The 17620-nt window shown below is 60.7% G+C and carries 14 protein-coding genes and 1 tRNA gene; 3 read left to right on the top strand and 12 right to left on the bottom strand.

Going from position 1 to position 17620, the window contains the following annotated elements:
* The 4 genes from CHB73_RS16280 to CHB73_RS16265 form a co-directional block, all read right to left on the bottom strand.
* Positions 1–332: hypothetical protein (locus CHB73_RS16280; RefSeq protein ID WP_143337445.1), on the bottom strand; the 332-nt coding region annotated here is incomplete at its 3' end.
* Positions 333–429: 97 nt separating this feature from the next.
* Positions 430–1323 (bottom strand): ankyrin repeat domain-containing protein, encoded by an 894-nt coding sequence (locus CHB73_RS16275; protein WP_089275661.1) that lies wholly within the window; start codon positions 1321–1323, stop codon positions 430–432.
* Between the two features lie 14 nt (positions 1324–1337).
* Positions 1338–7586, bottom strand: a complete 6249-nt coding sequence (locus tag CHB73_RS16270; RefSeq protein WP_089275660.1) for a two-partner secretion domain-containing protein — start codon at positions 7584–7586, stop codon at positions 1338–1340.
* 27 nt (positions 7587–7613) lie between these two features.
* A complete protein-coding gene (locus CHB73_RS16265) occupies positions 7614–9380 on the bottom strand; it encodes a ShlB/FhaC/HecB family hemolysin secretion/activation protein (protein WP_143337443.1) in 1767 nt (588 codons plus the stop codon).
* A gap of 756 nt (positions 9381–10136) precedes the next feature.
* On the opposite strand from CHB73_RS16265, the gene CHB73_RS16260 reads away from it, so the two are divergent.
* A complete protein-coding gene (locus tag CHB73_RS16260) occupies positions 10137–10700 on the top strand; it encodes a recombinase family protein (RefSeq protein WP_089275664.1) in 564 nt (187 codons plus the stop codon).
* Between the two features lie 321 nt (positions 10701–11021).
* On the opposite strand, the gene CHB73_RS16255 is transcribed toward CHB73_RS16260, so the two are convergent.
* The 4 genes from CHB73_RS16255 to CHB73_RS16240 form a co-directional block, all read right to left on the bottom strand.
* The gene (locus CHB73_RS16255; protein ID WP_089275658.1) at positions 11022–11240 is read right to left on the bottom strand and encodes a hypothetical protein; all 219 of its coding nucleotides are present in this window, start codon (positions 11238–11240) and stop codon (positions 11022–11024) included.
* 17 nt (positions 11241–11257) lie between these two features.
* The gene (gene rhuM, locus CHB73_RS16250) at positions 11258–11695 is read right to left on the bottom strand and encodes a RhuM family protein (protein WP_268806919.1); all 438 of its coding nucleotides are present in this window, start codon (positions 11693–11695) and stop codon (positions 11258–11260) included.
* Between the two features lie 85 nt (positions 11696–11780).
* A complete protein-coding gene (locus CHB73_RS16245; RefSeq protein WP_089275656.1) occupies positions 11781–12335 on the bottom strand; it encodes a TetR/AcrR family transcriptional regulator in 555 nt (184 codons plus the stop codon).
* Positions 12336–12412: 77 nt separating this feature from the next.
* A complete protein-coding gene (locus tag CHB73_RS16240) occupies positions 12413–13825 on the bottom strand; it encodes an MATE family efflux transporter (protein ID WP_218819457.1) in 1413 nt (470 codons plus the stop codon).
* A 666-nt stretch (positions 13826–14491) separates the two neighbouring features.
* Between CHB73_RS16240 and CHB73_RS16235 the strand changes: the two genes are divergently transcribed.
* Positions 14492–14574, top strand: a tRNA-Leu gene (locus tag CHB73_RS16235).
* A 119-nt stretch (positions 14575–14693) separates the two neighbouring features.
* On the opposite strand, the gene CHB73_RS16230 is transcribed toward CHB73_RS16235, so the two are convergent.
* Entirely contained in the window at positions 14694–15230 is a 537-nt protein-coding gene (locus tag CHB73_RS16230; RefSeq protein ID WP_179217105.1) for a DUF2059 domain-containing protein, read from the bottom strand.
* Between the two features lie 140 nt (positions 15231–15370).
* Between CHB73_RS16230 and CHB73_RS16225 the strand changes: the two genes are divergently transcribed.
* Positions 15371–15658 carry an acylphosphatase gene (locus CHB73_RS16225; RefSeq protein ID WP_089275653.1) on the top strand — a complete coding sequence of 96 codons (288 nt, stop codon included), beginning with the start codon at positions 15371–15373 and terminating at the stop codon, positions 15656–15658.
* Positions 15659–15675: 17 nt separating this feature from the next.
* Here the strand turns inward: CHB73_RS16225 and CHB73_RS16220 are convergent, their stop codons facing one another.
* From CHB73_RS16220 to CHB73_RS16210, 3 genes are read right to left on the bottom strand one after another with little or no spacing between them, the layout of a single operon-like run.
* Entirely contained in the window at positions 15676–16362 is a 687-nt protein-coding gene (locus tag CHB73_RS16220; protein ID WP_089275652.1) for an energy transducer TonB, read from the bottom strand.
* A gap of 7 nt (positions 16363–16369) precedes the next feature.
* The gene (locus CHB73_RS16215) at positions 16370–16777 is read right to left on the bottom strand and encodes an ExbD/TolR family protein (protein WP_089275651.1); all 408 of its coding nucleotides are present in this window, start codon (positions 16775–16777) and stop codon (positions 16370–16372) included.
* 1 nt (position 16778) lies between these two features.
* Positions 16779–17513 (bottom strand): MotA/TolQ/ExbB proton channel family protein, encoded by a 735-nt coding sequence (locus CHB73_RS16210; protein ID WP_089275650.1) that lies wholly within the window; start codon positions 17511–17513, stop codon positions 16779–16781.
* Positions 17514–17620 lie beyond the last annotated feature (107 nt).

The raw sequence follows: 17620 nt of genomic DNA, 5'->3' as shown, positions 1-17620 counted from the left end.
TATATCCCGTACAGGCGCGTCCAACTGGAAAACTCCTGCGACTTGGGGACCATTTCAAAAGAGAAAATGTTCTTTTTCTGATTGCGGAACATCTTGGACTCGCCGATCTGCTTTGACTCCTTCACCCACAGGGGGAAGGGGCACTTGATGACTCCGTCGTAAAGCTTCATCGTCAGGACAAGATTGGGCTGCTCCCCTGCCGCAGCCTGCGCCTTGGCCTGGGTTGCATTGTGCTGTGCTTCGGCAAGCCCCTGGGCAACGGAGCAGGCAAGGAAGAGGCACACAAGAACAGTAAGAGTTGCGGCGCGTTTAGAACCTGTGGTGGCTTTCACTTTAAATTCCTCGTTTCGTGTCTGAGTATCGCTGCATCCAGCTCGCTCGCCTAGTTCACAGGCAGAACGGTGAGCCCCGACCGAGCACTCCGATTTATTATGGCTGATGCGCTTTGCGCAGATAGTCCACAGGGGTGGTGTCCAGCACAGCAGGGCGGACAGCATAGTCTTTGTCCTTGGCTGACATGATGTTAAAGGTCATGCCGCGCTTTTCCAAGAAGTCCACACAACGCCAAAACCACATGTATTGAGGGTCGCGAGAATCAGTGGCGGATTTTCCCGTGTATTTGAAGTTATAATCAAAGACGTCCTTAAGGCTTCTGATTCCAGTCTTTCCGACATAGGTGTAGTCCGCACCACGCTGCAACAAAAAATAGGTAAGTTCGAAATTCCCTGATTGTGCCGCTGCCTGTACAAGGGTGTACCTTCCAATGGCTGTATCAGAGTGGAAGTCGAGATCAGCACCGGCATTGTACAAGATGATAAATGCGTCATGGCACATTGCATTGACGGCAAGATTGATGGGACGGTAGTGCTTATCTGGCGGCAGTAGATTTGGGTTGCCCTTGCCGACTTCCAAGCACATTTTCAAGTAGTCTGTTCCAAATGTCGGCGACATATATGTCGCCTCGTGCAACAATGAGGTTTGAGGGCTCGTCTCATTGTACCAGATCTTGTTCGGGTCTGCGCCGCGCTCCAGCAACCTGCGGAACCCGGCCTTGTTCGGGTGGTACAACAGCCAGCCGGGTACGGTCATGCCATACAGGCCCACGGCATTGGGATCAGCCCCGGCGTCTATCAGCCGGTCGATTTCCTTGATGTTCCCCTTTACTGCGGCTTCTGCCAAAGCCTGCGCCTGAGGATTCCCGGCAAACATCTCTGCCTCGCCCATACGGCGAATAGGGGTATGGGAATTCGAGTTCCTGACCACCCCGCAAGCGGAGAGCGTCAGCACGGCAAGCAACAGCACGATGTTGTGGTATGTTTTCAAATCCTGTTCCTTCTCTACTTTGTGGCAACGCCAAAGGCGTTGAGCACCCCGTTAACGCCATGCAGGCCGCCGCCTTCCACCGTTACCCGCGTACCAACGGTTTTGGTGTCCACAACGTGATTTAAGATAAGGTCCTGAAGGTTTGTGAGCATATCGCCCCTGCTGACATAAGCGGTGGTGAGGAGCTGTGCCCTTTCGCTATCACCGCCTAAAGCCGCGATAGTGTTTACGTGCAAGGCTGCGGGATTAAAGACCACGGCCCGGTCAAACTCTTTAAATGAGGCAAGGGCTGTGGCGACACCGCCGCCCAGGGAATGCCCGGTGGCCACCAAGGTTGCTCCGAGGGTGTTGGCCATGGTACGTAATGCTGCAATATTATCTTTAAATGCGGCTTCGCGAAGTTGGTCGCCGACCTTGCCAATCGCCTGCTCGATATCAGCCTTGACGTCCACAAGCTCGTCGGTGCCGCGCACTGCCACAGAAAGAACTTTGCTTGCGTCGTTGTAATAGACGGTCATGCTCAGTCCACTTTTGGGATCTATCAGCTTATCCAGGGCAATACCTGCTTTTTCCAATTCTGCCTTGGACACCACTTTGCTGTTTCCAAGTTCTGGGCATTCTCCGGAGTAAGCACACGCACTTTGCACCGCAAAATCCTTGTCTTTTTCAAGTTGCTCCGCTGTGAGCGGCGCAACTTTAATGTTCTCTGCCAGCTCTCCCGCAATGGCGCTCATGGCGCCTTGAAGCGGGTCGCCTCCGGCCAGGGCCGCGCCAGCCGCGCCAGCCGCGCCATTCAGGACGAGGCTGACGGTTTTATTCAACTCTGCTGCAGTGATTTCGCCTTTGACGTAGCTGCCGAAGGAGGAGCCCAGGGAGGTGAGAAAGGCTTTTTCCAATTCCTGCCCGCCGACAATGTTGCTGGTAATCGTTTTTACCGCCGTTGTCGCCAATACTCTGCCTGCTGCGGGATAGGTGGCAAAGGTGCTGCCCATGGCACTCATATTCCCCGCCAGCACCATGCTGGCCAAGAGTGAACGGACGCCTTCCTCGGTCAGCATGGAGCCCAGGTTCTTGCCCAGGTCGCCGCCAGCGGCGGCATCCACTACTCCGGTGGCGGTTTTAGCGGCTATGGAGACGATGCCCGCCTGTAATGCTGAATAGGTGGCGATTTGCATGGCATTGGCCGCAACCCCTGAGGCCAACAAAGCGCCGCCTTCTCCAATCTGCAGGCCCGTAACATACAGGGCAAGCTCTGAAGCCGCGCCAGCGGTAGCCGCAGAAGCCGCAATGGCCAGCACGATGGTAGCTGCGGGAGAAAGCCCGCCATCCTTCTTGTTCCAGCTCTCGTACTGTTCCTGGACTCCTTTCCAGTTGACGTCGTCGCGCTTGAGCAGCTCGCCCATCCATTCCAGGCCCTGGGCCTGGGAAAGCTGCTGAATATCCTGGCGCAAGTCGCCGGTCTGCTTGTACTCGACCGTGACGCCGTCGCGGCTGGTGATGGTGAGGCCCTTGCCTGTGGCGATGAGCGTATTGACGACGGTCTCGGCGCTCTTGCCCTTGTCCTGGGACGACCACGTCAGCCAGCCGACGTTGGAGGAGACGCTGCGGTTATACTCGCTGTCTTTGCTGGTCAGGAGGGAGACGTTGCCGTTTTTCGCCACAAGTTGGGTCTCACCGCCGGAGGTGATCTTCGCGGCGGTCAGCGTGATGTCCTTCTGCGCCTCAACGCTGATATCGCCCCCTGCGGCGATCTCGCTGCGTTCCGTGGTCACCTTCCGGTTCTCCTTCGAACCAGAGGAGGAGATGAGCCCACCGAAACCAGAGCTGCTGCTCTGGGACTGGCTGGAGCTCGTCATCTGCGCCGCCAAGATGTTTGCGTTGCTTGCTGCAGCCAGTTTGACGTCCTGTGTGGCGCTGACCTTGCTGCCCGCCACCACGAGATCGCCCGCGCCGGCCTTGCCCGCCTCGGCGGTAAGCGCGCCGCCTGCGGAGACCCGGGAGGCCACGCTGGTGCTGCTGCTGCCCGAGGCGGACTCCGAGCTTTTGCCGCCAAACAGGCCGCCGCTCTTGGACTGGAGGTGGCGGGAGAACTCGTACTTATCCGTGGCCGAGGTGATGGAGAGGTTGCGCCCGGCGGAAAGGCTGGCGTCGCCGCCCGCCTGCACCGTGCTGCCGTGGACGAGGAGGTCCTGCCCGGCGGTGACGGCGAGCGCGCCGCCGGAGGTCAGCGTCGCGGCCTGGTTGGCCACCACGCTGCTGCTGGCGCTGTACTTGGAGCCCTGCGAGGTGGCGAAGCTGCTCTTGGTCTGCTGGGCGGAGACGACCACGTCCTTGCCCGCGCTCAAGGTGGCGCTGCCGCCCGCCGCGGCGTCGCTGCCAAGAAGCGAGATGTTCTCTCCCGCCTGCATGTTCAGGTTGCCGCCGGCCTCGATGCGGCCCCGCGTGCCCGCGACGGTGCTCGTGGTGTTGGACGAGGCGAAGGTGATGCTCGCCGTATCGGAGACGATGTTCTTGCCTGCGGCGAGGGTGACTTCCCCGCCCTTGATGAGCCCGCTGGTGTTGGTGAGGGAGTCCGTTGCGGCCAGGGCGGCGGCCTGGCCCTGAAGCGCGCCGGAGGTATTGAAGATGTTGGCCGCGTTGATGGTGAGGGTGTTGGCCGCCTGGATCAGCCCTGTGTTGCTGGCGTCGCCGGTGGCGCTGATGGCGACATCCTTGCCCACGATGACCGAGCCGCCCTGGGCGATCTTCTCCAGGCTGGCGCTTGCCAGGTAGACCTTGGGCGCCAGCACCTCGTGCCCGTCGACAACGGTCTTCTCCAGCCAGACGATGTCTTCGGTGAGCTGGGCAAGCTGGGCCTCGCTCAGGGCCACGCCGATGGTGAGATCGAGGGAGGCTTTGGCGCGCAGGGCGCTGTCCATGAGGGCCTGCATCTGCTCGGCATCGCTGGTGGCGGAGGAGCTCAAGAGGCGCTTGCCGGTGAGGGAGAACACCTGCTCACGCACCAGCGTGGTTTCATAAAAGGCATCGCCCAAGAGCTGCTGATGGGTCTTGTCCAGATCGATGCCCGCGCGGCTGAGGAAGTAGTCCGAACCGTAGAAGCTGGCCATGCTGGTCAGCGCCGGGTTGGTCTCCACCAGGTAGTGGTGGCCGGGCGTGGCGTTGAGGCTGAACAGGCCGCCCTGGGGGAGCGCGCCGATGACGCTGCCCATGTCGCTGAGCGTCTGGCCGTTGGCGGCCTGGCTCGGCGGGGCGATGATGGCCCCCTGTGGAGCGTCCGGCGTTGTGGCGCTGCCGCTGGTGGAGCTGGCCACGCCGGAATTCTCGGCAATGCCGTTTTGCACATGCGCGGCGGTGATGGTCACCTTGCCGCCCGCGCTGAGACTGCCATAGGCGTAGCCCACAGGGGTCTGCACCAGTTCCTGGCCGTTGCCCTCGGAATACGTGCCCTTGTTTTTTACAGTATTCCTGAATCCGCGTCCCCATTTGACCGTGGTGCGCTCATAGACATCCTTGCCGATGTTTTCAAAGTTGGCGGCATTGATGGTGATGTCGCCCGTAGTCGTGAAGACTTTGCTGACCGTGTTGGTGAACTGCCCGGCATCGACGGCGATGCTCGTGCTGGCGGCGATGCTTCCCCCCTTGTCCAGGCCGGTGACACGGTCGGTGGTCGTGATGGCCTCGTAGGCCAAGAGCTCACAACGCTGGCCAGCACGACACACAACAGAATAAGGCCCCTGAGTGGCGACGATATTGTTCTTGATCCAGTTGACATGGGTCTGCCGGGTTGTGTCCGGCGTTGCGGCGAGCTCTTCCTCCGTCTTGGCCACTGCGGCGGTTATCTCGGCCAGGGAGAAGATGTTCCGGGCGATATCCAGGCCAATGGTCTGGGCGTAATCGGCAGGCAACCGCTTGGCGTCCGAGGCGTATGTCCCAGAGTCGGGGGAGTGCCCGGTGGCCCAGTTGAACACCGTATAGTAGGCCGCGGAATAATCGTTCGAATAGACAGCGAGCCCGCCTTCTTTTCTCGTCCCCTGAATGGCCCCTTCTTCCAGGCTGAAATCCAGGTTGTTGTTCACCACGCTGTCGGCCTTGATGCCGATGGAACCGTGCAGGGATTCGATCAGGCCGGAGTCGTTCTGGAGCTTGAGCATCCGCGTTCCGGGAGCAGCGCCCCGCAGCAGCATGTCGCCGGATGACAGCATCTGGCCCCGGTTGTTCAGCAGGGTGCCGCCAACCGCGTACGTGGCTGTTCCCCCGGTGAAGAGAAGGCCCGTGTTCGTCAGGTCGCCGCTGGCCGTCAGCAGGCTGTCGCCGGTGACGAGAATCTGGCCGCCGGTGTTCAGCAGATTGCCGCCCAAAACATACTCAAGCCGCCCACCAAACTGCAAAATGCCCGTATTGACAAGGTCTCCGGCGCTGCTGAACGTCGCATCGCCCTGGGTGAGGATGCTTCCGGTGTTGCGCAGCAGACCGGTGGTGCGGTAGGCGCCGAACCCGCCGGAATTGAAGGTGCCGGTGTTTTCGACATCCGCCGAGGCATTCAGTGCGATGCCGGACTGGGCAAGAATCTGGCCCCCTTGGTTGGAGAAGCCACCCGTGGTCATGGTGGCCACTTGGCCAGCGCGGAGGAGTCCCCGATTCTCCAAGCTCGCGGCGTTTTCAAACAGCAGATTGCCCAGAGCCAGAATCTGCCCGGTGGAGCTGTTGAGCAGGCTGGGGGCGCGCACGACGCCGGAAGCGCCGGAGTAGATGGCGCCGGTGTTGCTCAGGCTGCCGGTTGCGGCCAGTTCGAGATCGCCGTGCGAAGAGATGCTCCCACCGGTGTTGGACAGAATGCCCCCGGCGCTGATGCTCGCCAGACCGGTGGTGTTGATGGTGCCCGTGTTGGCGACGTTCCCCGTTGCCTCCAGGGCCATGCCGCCCTGAGCGAGAATCTCGCCGCCCGCGTTGTCGATGTCGCCAGCGGACCGCACGGAGGCTGTGCCGCCGGACTGCACCTTCCCGGAATTCTCCATGCGGCCTGTTGTGGTGATGTCCAGGCTGTTCTTGGCCAGAACCTGGCCTGCGTTGCGCAGGGAGCCGGTCGTGGCGAGCGTGAGTCCGGAGCCGGAATAGATGGTCCCGGAGTTGGCTGCGTCAGCACTGACCGCAGCAGCAAGGGCAGTTTCAGCAAGCACCTGCCCATCGACATTGTTCAGCGTCTTTGCGGTGATGTTGACGTTCTGGCCGTAGAGCAGAGGCGCGTCGCCCACGGCCGGGGAAGTTAGGCGCAGCTCCTGCGCCGCCTCGACGCCCGCAGTCCCGCCCGCGCCAAGCTTGCCGGAAATCTCGACAGAGCCGCTTCGGGACGCCACAGCAGCGTCCTTGTCCGAGGAGACCGCCCCGGCGAGCTGGATCTTGCCGTCGGCGGTCAGGGTGAGCTGGTCCGTGGCGCGGATGATGCCGCCAAGATTGACGCCCACCCCGGCCTCCGTGCCCACGAACGTGATGCGCTGGGCATACATGCCGCCCAGAGCCGTGGAGTCGAGGGCGAACATTGGCGCGGTGGAGCCGTCGGGCGCAAGCGGCGTGCTTTGCCCCGTGGCCGGGTCATAGCTGCCCTGCCCGGCAATGATGCTCAGGTTCCTGGCGTGGAGCTCGGCATTGATCTTCGCCGTGCGGCTGACGATCTCAAAGGCGTCAAGGTTGCCAGCGTTGAGTCCCTGGCCCTCGATGAGCACATCGCCCCGGCGCACGTCGAGGCCCAGGAGCCCGCCAGCGCCGTCAAAACGCGGCACGCCCGTGGTCAACGTGGCCTTGGGCGTGTTGATGAACCCGCCGCCATTGACGCTGATGCCGTTGGGGTTGGCCAAAATGTACTGTGCGGCAAAACCGAAGATTTCGGTGTAGCCCTCGATGCGCGAACGGCTGCTGCCTGTGACCTCGTTGAGGATGATCCGGGCCTCGGCCCCGCCGCCGAAGTTCGCATTGCCTGAAATGGCGCCGCCGAGCTGGGACACGCCCACCTTGTTGCTGTTGTTGATGATCACGCCCTGGCTGGGCACGTTGAACTGGTCGAACTGGTTGTGCGAAAGGCCGGAGGCGTTCGGCTTGACGATGTTGACGACCTGTACGCCGTTGGGTGCGGCGTCCATGGTGGGCTGCTTGGAAGCGGGAGCGCCCGGGGCCACGGTGATGCCCCCGGCCATGGCAAAGGAGAACGGCTCCAGGACCAGTAAGACGACAAGAAGATTGGCAAGAACATGCTTCAGTTTGGTATTCATTTAAGACCTTCCAAAGATGTCAGACAATTAGATTTTAATGCTGAACGTCCAATAGAGTTCCCAATCTCGATTCTTCATAAAGGCTGGAGCATCCAGGGCGTGTGAAAGGCAAAGGTCAGTTGCGAAACGCTCGCCAGAGGCCCGCAGGCCCAAGGCGGCGCCCTGCAGGGTGCCGCGCTCGTAGGTGTCCGTCTCGTCCTTGTGGATGAACCCGGCATCGTAGCCGAGATAGGCCTGCGGCACGCCGAAGGTCTCGGTGAGCCAGGCGGGGCGCTGCTTTTCCGGCAGCACCGGGGTGGAAAGCTCGTTGCGCACATACCCGCCGGAGTCGCCGGAAATGGTGTCGCGCTGGAAGCCGCGCACAGTGTAGCGGCTGCCGAGGTTCAGACGCTCGGAGTTGTACAAGGTGTCCGGCGTCCACTGCGCTTGTCCGCGCGTGCTGAAGGTGAACTCATGCCCCAGCAAGGCGAAAGGGCGCATGTAGCCAACCGAAAAGACCAGCTTGTAGAACTCATGCTTGGGCGCGCTGAGCTCGGTAGTCTTGTCCTTGGGCGCATCAAGCACCGGCAGGCCCAGGTGGTACTCGCCGCCCAGGCTGAGCACGCCGCCAAGCAGGCGCTGGCTGTGGTCCAGCGAGGCCTTGGCTATGCTCAGGTCATAGCTGCTGGCCTCCAGCCGCTCGTGCTCCAGAAAGTTGTTGATCTTCTTGGTGGTGAACGACACCCCGGCGCTGGTCTTGCCGTCCGCATTGCGGTGCAGCACGCGGCTCACATCAAGGGTGTAGGTCGTGGTGTTGCCGGTGCTGAGGTACGCGGCCCCGCCGCTCTCAAGATGGGTGTGGTAGTCGAAGAAGCTCGCGCTGCCCGTGATGGTCCAGTAGCCGAGAGGCACGGAATAGTAGAACGAAGAGCTCTCGCTTTTGTGCCGCTCGAAGCTCGCCAAGGTGTCGGCGTCGGCGTTCCAGTTGACGGTGAGCATGTCATTCACGCCCAGCAGATTGTCCTTGTCGAAGGACAGCGTATACTGGTTCACGCCCGTGCTCTTTTGTCCGGAGTTGTCCACGCTGGCGCGCACCCGCCAGGACTTGGCCTGCTGGTCCGTGATGACGATGCGGCTTGTCCCCTGCTGCGCGCCCGGCACGATCTCCATCTTGGCGTTGCTGGAAGGCAGGCGGTTCAGCTGGTCCAGCCCCTGCTCGATGTCGCGCAGGTTCAGCGGCTTGCCCTGCAGCCACGGAAAGGCGGAACGTACGCGGCGCTGGTCGGAGGGATCGTTTTGGTTGAGCTGAATGCCCTCGATGGTCCCTTCGACCACAGTGATTTCAAGGATGCGTGAGGCTAGGTCCTGCGGGGCGACATAGGCGCGGGTGGTGACGTAGCCTTGCTCGACGTAATGGTTGGTGATGTCGCGGATGAGTTCCTTGATGTGGCGCATGGACAGGCAGCGCCCGGCATAGGGGGCGGTGAGCTTCGCCTTGGCGGAAGCGCTGAGCAGCGCCGCCCCGCGCAGCATGATGCTGTCGATCTGCACGCACACGGAGTCGTCCACAGGCTCCTCCGCAGTTTTCTGCTGCCCGAGGTCGATGGCTTGCGGCTGGCGCTCCAGCATCTCCTTGTGCTGTTTTTCCAGTTGGCGCTGGCGCTCTTCCTCGCCACGGACGATCTGCTCCTGCTGGCGGATTGCCTCCGCCGTTGGAGCGGCATGGGCCGCCAGGAGCGGGAAGAGGACACCACTTGCCGCGCAGAGCAGCATGGTTCTGAATGTCAGGGCGATGGTTATATGACGTCGCTGCAAGCGTCCCAAGCCTCCACGTTAAGGCGGAAGGCGGTCCGGGGGAGTCTCAAAGCGATGGGAGCCGCAAGGTTTCCTGGACGATGCCAAGCGCTTCTACAACAAACGCCCAACCGCTATCCGCGAGTTGATCGGAAGCGCTGAGTAGCTCGGCCGATTCGTTCTGTCAATACGATTTTCTATTTGTATTGACTTGTATTATAGCAAAGAGGTTTCGGTAAATGCCTTGGGCGGTGTACGCCGCAAAGAAGCCCGGGGGGGCTGTCCTCACCCGCTAGAGTTAGCGTAAAGGGCCCTATGCAGGCATGTCGTGAAGGGTCGCCACAAAGATAGGTGTCCAAGGCGATGTGACGCGTCCTGGAGCCTCTATGGCGGCGTAATGAGCTGCGCTGGCGTTGTCCTGGTTTTTCCGCATCTTTGCGATGTACGTACGAAGCAAGAAGTTCAGGCGGGGGGAGAGGGATATCCCACCGGGCAACCTCAGAATTTACACCACGTCCGTGGGCTCTAACTTCATCTACAGCCGCTTTGGCTCTGAGCCTCATATTCGCTCCTTTGTCTAGGGAGCCGTAATGCGGAGAGTGTTTGAGAATAATTGCTCAAAAGGTAAACCTTTCGCAACGTACCGCCCTTGCCCAGCAAGCGGCCTTTTGCCATGTCGCATAATGTTCTTTTGGATCACGTTGACACGTCTTCGCGAATTGCCTGTGACCTTTCGTGACGCGCGACCGGCGACACCACCACGAGGAGGACATGGACATGACAAACATCGGGTACGTGCGAGTCAGCACCACGGATCAGAAGACGGACAGGCAGCTTGAAGGGGTGGCCCTGGACAAGATCTTTGAGGACAAGGCCAGCGCGGCTGACACAGCCCGGCCACAGCTCCTGCTCTGCCTGGACTATGTGCGCGAAGGCGACACCCTGCACGTCCACTCCATCGACCGCCTTGCCCGCAACCTCCAAGACCTCCTGCGGCTCCTGGGACAGCTTACAGGCAAGGGCGTGACGGTCCAGTTCCTAAAGGAGTGGCTGGCCTTCTCTGGGCAAGATGATCCCTTCCAGCGGCTTCAGCTCCAGATCATCGGGGCCGTGGCCGAGTTCGAGCGGACGCTCATCAAGGAACGCCAGCGTGAGGGCATTGCCAAGGCCAAGTCCCTGGGCAAGCACCTGGGCCGGGAGCGGAAGCTCACCCCTGAATTGGAGCGCACGATAAAGATGCGGGCGGATGCTTGCGAGGAGAAGAAGGCCCTGACCCAGGAGTTCGGAGTGAGTCGGCAGACCTTGTACCGCATTCTGAAGCGTTGTCCGTGCCCCCATTGACATGCTGATTGTCCGGGGATATTCTTTAAGTCATCTCAGCGCTCCCCGCCTTGGCAACCCCCGGCAATTGCAGCCGGAACAGTCTCCAAGCCTCGGGGAGCCTTTCTTTTTCCTGCACTATACCGGGCCATTCGTTGTCCCTGGGCTCCCAAGGTATACGCATCGACAAGTCGGGCGCCTTCAGCTGTCACTGATGTAGCGACCATGCCGTCACCTCGCGCATGCTGCGCTTGCCTTGGCTGAACTTCAGAGAAATCCTCGGCTGTTGCCACCTCGTCCAGCCATTTCACCCCGGAGCCAAGCCCTCGTCGCGCGGGGAGCTCATGCTGAGCCTCCCTTGCCGCCCTTGGGCGTCTTTCCATCCCCGCCCTTGGGGGCAAACGCTTCAACGGCCTTGGCTGCCTGATCCAGCGCTGCGTCTTGGCGCGCGTCCTCTTCGACCTCCACCTGCCGGATGCGCTCCAGCCGGGCGGAGTGGAAGGCCTCGTACTGCTCCAGGGCGTGGGGCTTAGGCCGCGTCCATGCGCATGCGCCCGGCATGGGTCAGCACGGGCAGTTCATTGAAGGTCAGGAAGCCATCCTGGCGCTCCTCCCACTCGGCCATGGTAGATGACCTGGCGGCGTTTTGCCTGCATCTCCGCGTATTCCAGGTACATGGAGACGATACGGTTGAGGGTGTCCAGCTCTTCCGCGTCGAGGTAGTCCTTAGCCGTGGTCACGGCTTTGCGCTGCACCTTGTCACCAGCAAATGCGGTCAGGCCAATGTTCGGTTTTTCGGCCTTGGCCCGGCTGCGAATGAGTTCGGCGGCGGTTTGGCCTGTGGCCGCCCAGTGCATCTTGTTCTGCATCTTCTGGAAGAAGTGGGGCAACGCCTCCTGGGCGTGGTCGCCATAATCGGTCGAGAGCGCGAAGATGTCGCGAACCTTGCGGTTGAAGACCTTCTCCGAGCTGCGTATGTCGCGGATGCGTTCGAGCAGCTTATCGAAGTAGTCGATGCCGAGCGGCGCCGGGCCGAAATGTTTGCAAATGGAAGGTGTCGCAACGGCGGCGGCGTGTCAGGTGCATGCTGCCTCTGTACCCCTAACTGTATGTCATTTTGATAAGGCTGGACAACAAAGTAGAATGCTCCTTTTGACAGCCAGCCTTCATCAAAACCTCAAACCATATTCCGTCGGCAGCATATCTCGGAACTTGCAGCATCTGGTCTGAATCCGTATTGTGGTGGAGTCTTCGTTTTTCTTTCATCCATTCGTTGTACATGGATTTTAACTGTGGCTCGGAAAGTGCGTAGAAGGCAAAAAAAATCCACTGTTCTTCCTGCCCTGAGGCAACGTCTTTCCATATTGAATCAATATAAGCCCTTGTAAATCGCCAATATTCTACTGAATCTTCAGCCATCAACTTGCCAAGTTCGGCATCCAGCTGTTCTATAAAACACCTTAATACCGCTTCGCTAAGTTGATTCTTGTTCTTGAAATGATGGAGGAGTCCTCCTTTGGTGACACCAGCCGCGTCAGCGACGGCCTGGAGTGTGACAGCATTAGGGCCTTGCTCGGTAATGATTCGCGCGGCACACTCAATAAGCTTGCTGCGGACTATTTCAGGTTGTTTTTTCCGTTTATGGGCTGTTGGCATAAGAGAGCTCCACGTTTTTCTTAAGCATAACCCGTTGGACTAGAGTGGCGACTAGCCATGTGCACTAAATACTCTACCTAAAAATGCTTTCCACAATCAACAGGCTTAACCGGTAAGCCTGTCCCGCGAAGCGGGTCGGCGCCAAGTGCAAATCGTTTGCACGCTATGAGTGCAACTCCCAGTGTCAGCAACTCCGCCAGCGGGATTGCCGCCCACACACCAGTAATGCCCATGAATATTGGCAACACCGTGGCGCCGGCAAGCACGAATACCAACCCGCGCGCCGCAGAAATGATGATTGAAGTCTTCGCTTCGCCCAGTGCGGTAAAGTAGGCGATGATCAGTACGTTGAGTCCGTTGACCAGAAAGACGAAAGCGAAGATCTGCAAGCCGTCTACTGCAATCTGGAATGCCTGGCTCTCGCTGCCGTCGAAGAACAACAGGACCACATGCCTCCCAAACACTTGGAGCACGATGAATACCATTGCTCCGATGCTCATGTTGATTATCGCGGCAAAACGAAGCAACCTCTTGATCCGCTGGTAGTTCCCAGCTCCGTAATTGTAGCTCAGCACCGGAATCAGGCCATCCGAAATACCCAGGAACAGCAGTATGCCCGTAAAGTTGATGTAGTTGATGGCAGTGAACGCGGCCACTCCATCGGCTCCCAAGAGGCGAACTACGGTGAGGTTGATGATCAGAATGCTGACCGAGGCCGCCATTTCCGAAACGCCTTCGGATGAGCCGTTGTAAACAGCACGTCGCAAGAGCGGCATGTGAAACCGCCCCTTCAGCACCGACAGCCGCTGTCTGGGGTTGAAGGTGATACTGCCAGAAATCAATAGCCCGAGGGTGAAAGCGACACCGGTGGCCACGCTCGCCCCAGTATTGCCCCAGCCAAGCCCGATCACGAAGCAGAAGGTTAGCAGCACATTGAGCACCACGCTTAGCGACATGGTGAGCATCGAAAACCTGGGATGCCCGAGTGCCTTCAACATGGCGTCGGAATAAAAGCATAGGGTCAGTGGCATGATGAACGGCACCAGCCCTTTAAGGTAGGCGAGAGAGAACGGCAGCAGCCGCTCGTCAGCGCCCATCAATTTGATCAGCGGCTCTGCGAGCAGCAGCAGGAACACCGTGACAATCAAGCTGATTGCTACCAGCGCCTTGAAGCCAGTGGACATCGCGTCCTGGGCCTTGTCCGAATTTTTGCGCCCCAGCTCCATGCTGACCAGAACCTGGCTTCCGATACTGACGATCAGAGCCAACACCATGATGAAGCTGTATAGCGGCATGACGATGTTGATCCCTCCCAAAGCATCCGGCCCTAAATGGTTTCCCACCACTACGCCGTCCACCAGGGTCTGCACGCCAAAAAACACCATCGTGACGACGCTTGGGAGCGAGTACTTCAGAAAGACCCTGCTGATTGGGCCACGTTCTAGCAGATACCTGTTGTCTAAAGCGCTTTTCATCGATGATGTTGCCACGTAACCCTCCGGACTACAGGCGCGAGGCGCGAGCGTCCCCTGGTTGACCCGGTGTTGGATTTCTGAAATTCATGGTGCGGCATGTCACAATGTCTATGCATTGGGCTGCTTCATCGCGTTCCATGCGCCGCCCGGTGCCTTAAAAGTCGGACAGACTTTGGCCTGCGCGGGCTTCGCTTGCATGGATCCTCTTTATTGCAGTACGCAAAAAGGGCGCTATCCGGCACAGTTAACGATCCTGCAAGCTGTAGGCAACCAAGCAGCAAGTGTAAACATACCGCCCGGACGTTTTTTTTATCAAGAGTCTTTTCTGCCATTTCTTGTTCAGCCACGAAACGAACACACATTCCATCTCCGACACTTCTCTGGGCCCCTTGGTTGGCAAGACCTGAAAAGGCCGGTTTGAAACCGCACGAGCAGTTGGGAATCAGAGAACCGACCAGAGGCGGAGCTAGGGCTGCGGTTACTTGTCGTCACAAACCGCTCCTTGATGTGTCGCCTTACAGAAACCATTGGTGAGCGCCATTTCTTGGGCAAACCATTGCGACCCTATTGCTACCCCAACGCTTTAAAATGGCTAACAATGGTTAAACACGGTACGGGTTGGCTGCCACCCGGTGTGTATGCAATGAGTCAAGGATATTAAGCGAATTTTATGCTCGGTTAAGCAGGGTAGAAAGAGGATGGCGCGGAAGGTGTTCGGGCTTATGGCCCGAAGGTCGTAGGTTCAAATCCTGCCCCCGCTACCAAGAAGAAATGGCCTTACGGTAAGAAAACCGTAAGGTCTTTTTCTTTTCCAACCGCCATCCCAACCTGCGGGGCAAATTTGCAAACCGGCGCGCAATTCGGCACTGATTGACGAGCCGGTTTACTGCTGGCGGGGTCGGGCCAGGCCTTCGGCCGTGAGCGCGGCCTCGATGCGGCGCTTGAGCTCCGGGGCGATCTCCCGTGCCAGCGCCTCGGCAGCTGCCCTGCTTTCGGCGGAAAGGCCAGGCATGGACTCCACGGCCTTCCTGCCCGTTGGCGAGGCGTAAAACGCCAACAGCTCGCGTATTTCCCGGTGCGTAAAGGTCTTGGCGTACAGGGGCGTCAGTCTGTCGTAAAGCCCTCCCGGGCCGATCAACTTCTCCTCCAGCACAGCGCGCACCTCGCGCCGCACGAGTTCAAGGGCGCGTTCCGGGGTGTCCGGCCGCTTCCGGCGCAAGGCCAAGGCGGCTTGGTCGCCAAGGGCGTTGACTTTTTGCCTGACGGCGCCCGCGCCATCGGTGGCCTCTATGAGCGCGCGGATGTCGGCCCGCTTTTCCGGGGTCAATTCCTCGGCCGATGCGAGCGACGCGAGACAGGACACAAGAAGCACAAGGAGCACCAACGAAAAAGCGATTCGGCGGGGCTGTCGGCGGGGCATGGAGACCTCCGGCGGTATGAGCGCCGCGCGGGGACTGTCCGGCGGACGCTCCCAGTTGCTAGCAGCCCTCGCTGCCAATGGCAATTCCCGTTGCTGCGAAACCCGAATCCGCATAGTCAGGAGCAAAAGGAGGCCCGCCCATGCCCACGCTGTCCTTCCGCGTCACCGGTCGCGTCCAACACGTGTGGTTCCGGGGCTGGACGCAAATGACCGCCCACTCACTCGGGCTCACCGGATGGGTGCGCAACATGCCGGACGGCTCTGTTGAAGGCTGCGCCCAGGCTGCGGACGATGCGCGCGGGCACGAGGCGCTAAAGCGTTTTCAGGACCTGCTGCGCCAGGGACCGCCCTCGGCCCTGGTGTGCGATGTCCTGGTGCAGCGCGTGGACCGGGCCGAAGCATACAACGGCTTCCAGGTGCGGATGTAAGCGTCCGGAAGGCGGCCTCAGCGCAGGGTGAACTCGAAGGGAATGAGCACTGCCGTGACCACGCGCCTGCCCGCGATCTTGCCCGGCAGAAAGCGGAAGCGCCTGGCCGCCCCAAGGGCCGCCTGGTCGAACACTCCGGCGGGCTTGGCCTCCTGCACCAGCGCGGTCACCGGGCTGCCCTGCTCGTCCACCACCACGCGCACCAGCACGCGCCCTTCCTGGCGCATTCTTCGCGCTTGGTAGGGATACTCCGGCACCACCCCGCGCAGCACGGAAGGACGCTCGTCCACAACATCGCCATCGTAGGCCTGCACCCCCCCAAAACTGCGCATCTGCGCGCCGGGTCTTCCGCCCCCGGAAGCGCCCTGCGTGGGCGCCCCCGGCTGGCCGGAGGCCGCCGCCGCCGACGGTGCTGGCGGTTGCTCCTCCGGGGCCGGGGGCTGCGCGTCCGGGGCCTTCTTTGCGCTGATGACCCGCTCCGCTGGCGGCGGTGCCGTCTTGTGCGGGGTGGGCTTCGGCGGCGCGGGCTGCGCCGCCTGCGGAGCGGGTTGGGCAGGAGGCCCTGCCGGGGCGGGAGCCGCCTCGGCCAGAGCGACTTCATAGATTTTCGGCTGGGCCGGGGGCTCGGACACGGGCCAGGCAAGCACAAGCGCGGCCAGGCTTGCGTGGGCCACTAGGGAGATGGCGATGTCGCGCGGGCGCATGGGCGTACTACCGCTGCTCCGGGGCGCTCTCGGCCACCACGCCGAACTTGGTCACGCCCGCCTCGCGCACGGCGCCCAAAATCTCCACCACCAGCCCGTAGGGAACGTCTTTGTCGGCCTTGAAGAACAAGTTTCGGCCGGGAGCAAGGCTCGCCAGCGCCGTTGGCAAGTCCTGGCGTTCCAGCGGCAACTCGTCAAGGCGCATGGAACCGTCCCGCGAAAGGGTCAGGAGCACCCCGTCGTCCAGTGTCAGGGTTTCCGTGGCGCGCGCCTTGGGCAAATCGATGTCCATGCCTTCGGTCATCATTGGCGCGGTGACCATGAAGATGATAAGCAGAACCAACATCACGTCCACAAAAGGCGTAACGTTGATGTCGGCCATGAGGCCGCCCTTGCCTCCGAAAGACGCGCCCATGCTACTGCCCCGCCACCGCGGTGCGCAGGCTCACCTTGGGCTGCGCCGTGCTGGCGCTGCTCTCGGCGCACGGGCCAGACGCGCTCCCCTCCTCGCGCAGGCGGTTCAGGAAGAGCCCGGCGAAACTCACGCACTGTCCTTCCAAACTCCCCAGCATCCCCTGGAAGATGTTGTACCCGGCGGTGGCGGGAATGGCCACGGCCAAGCCCACCGCAGTGGCGATGAGCGCCTCGGAGATGCCGGGGGCCACGGTGGCCAGCGCGGCGGTCTTCATCTGCCCGATGGCGTGAAAGGAATGCATGATGCCCCACACCGTGCCAAAAAGGCCGATGAAGGGCGCGGTATTGGCCGTTGTCGCCAGAATGGGCAGCAGCCTGGCCATGCCGCGCAGCTCCTCGGCCACTCCGTGCCGCAACACCCGGCGCATGTTGTCGGCCAGCAGGTGCTCGAACTCGTTGTTGCGCGCAAGGCGGTCGTACTCGCGGATCCACAGGACCGTCATGCGCCGGGTCATGGGCAACCGGGCCTGATTAATGGCGCGCATGGCGTCGGGAAGCGGCGCGCTGGACAACAGCGTGGCCACGCCGCCCTCCATGTCGCGTTTGGCGCGGGTCAGCTCGCGCCACTTGGCGATCATGATAGCCCAGCTGACCAGCGACATGCACACAAGGAAAGCCAGGATCACCTGCGCCACAAGCGTCGCCTTGGAGAGCAACGGAAGTATTTCTGACAACATGAGCTGCTCCTTGAGGAAAGGGCCTTCCGGCCCCCGCCTATCCTTTATGAGGACGAATTTCAATATCAAGACTTACCCCAACCGAAAACCGAACTCTGCCCCAAGCA

It is taken from the genome of Humidesulfovibrio mexicanus, from assembly GCF_900188225.1.
Taxonomy (GTDB): Bacteria; Desulfobacterota; Desulfovibrionia; order Desulfovibrionales; family Desulfovibrionaceae; genus Humidesulfovibrio; species Humidesulfovibrio mexicanus.
The sequence above is the reverse complement of the archived record's forward strand: the minus strand, read 5'-3'. Positions and strand labels throughout refer to the sequence as shown.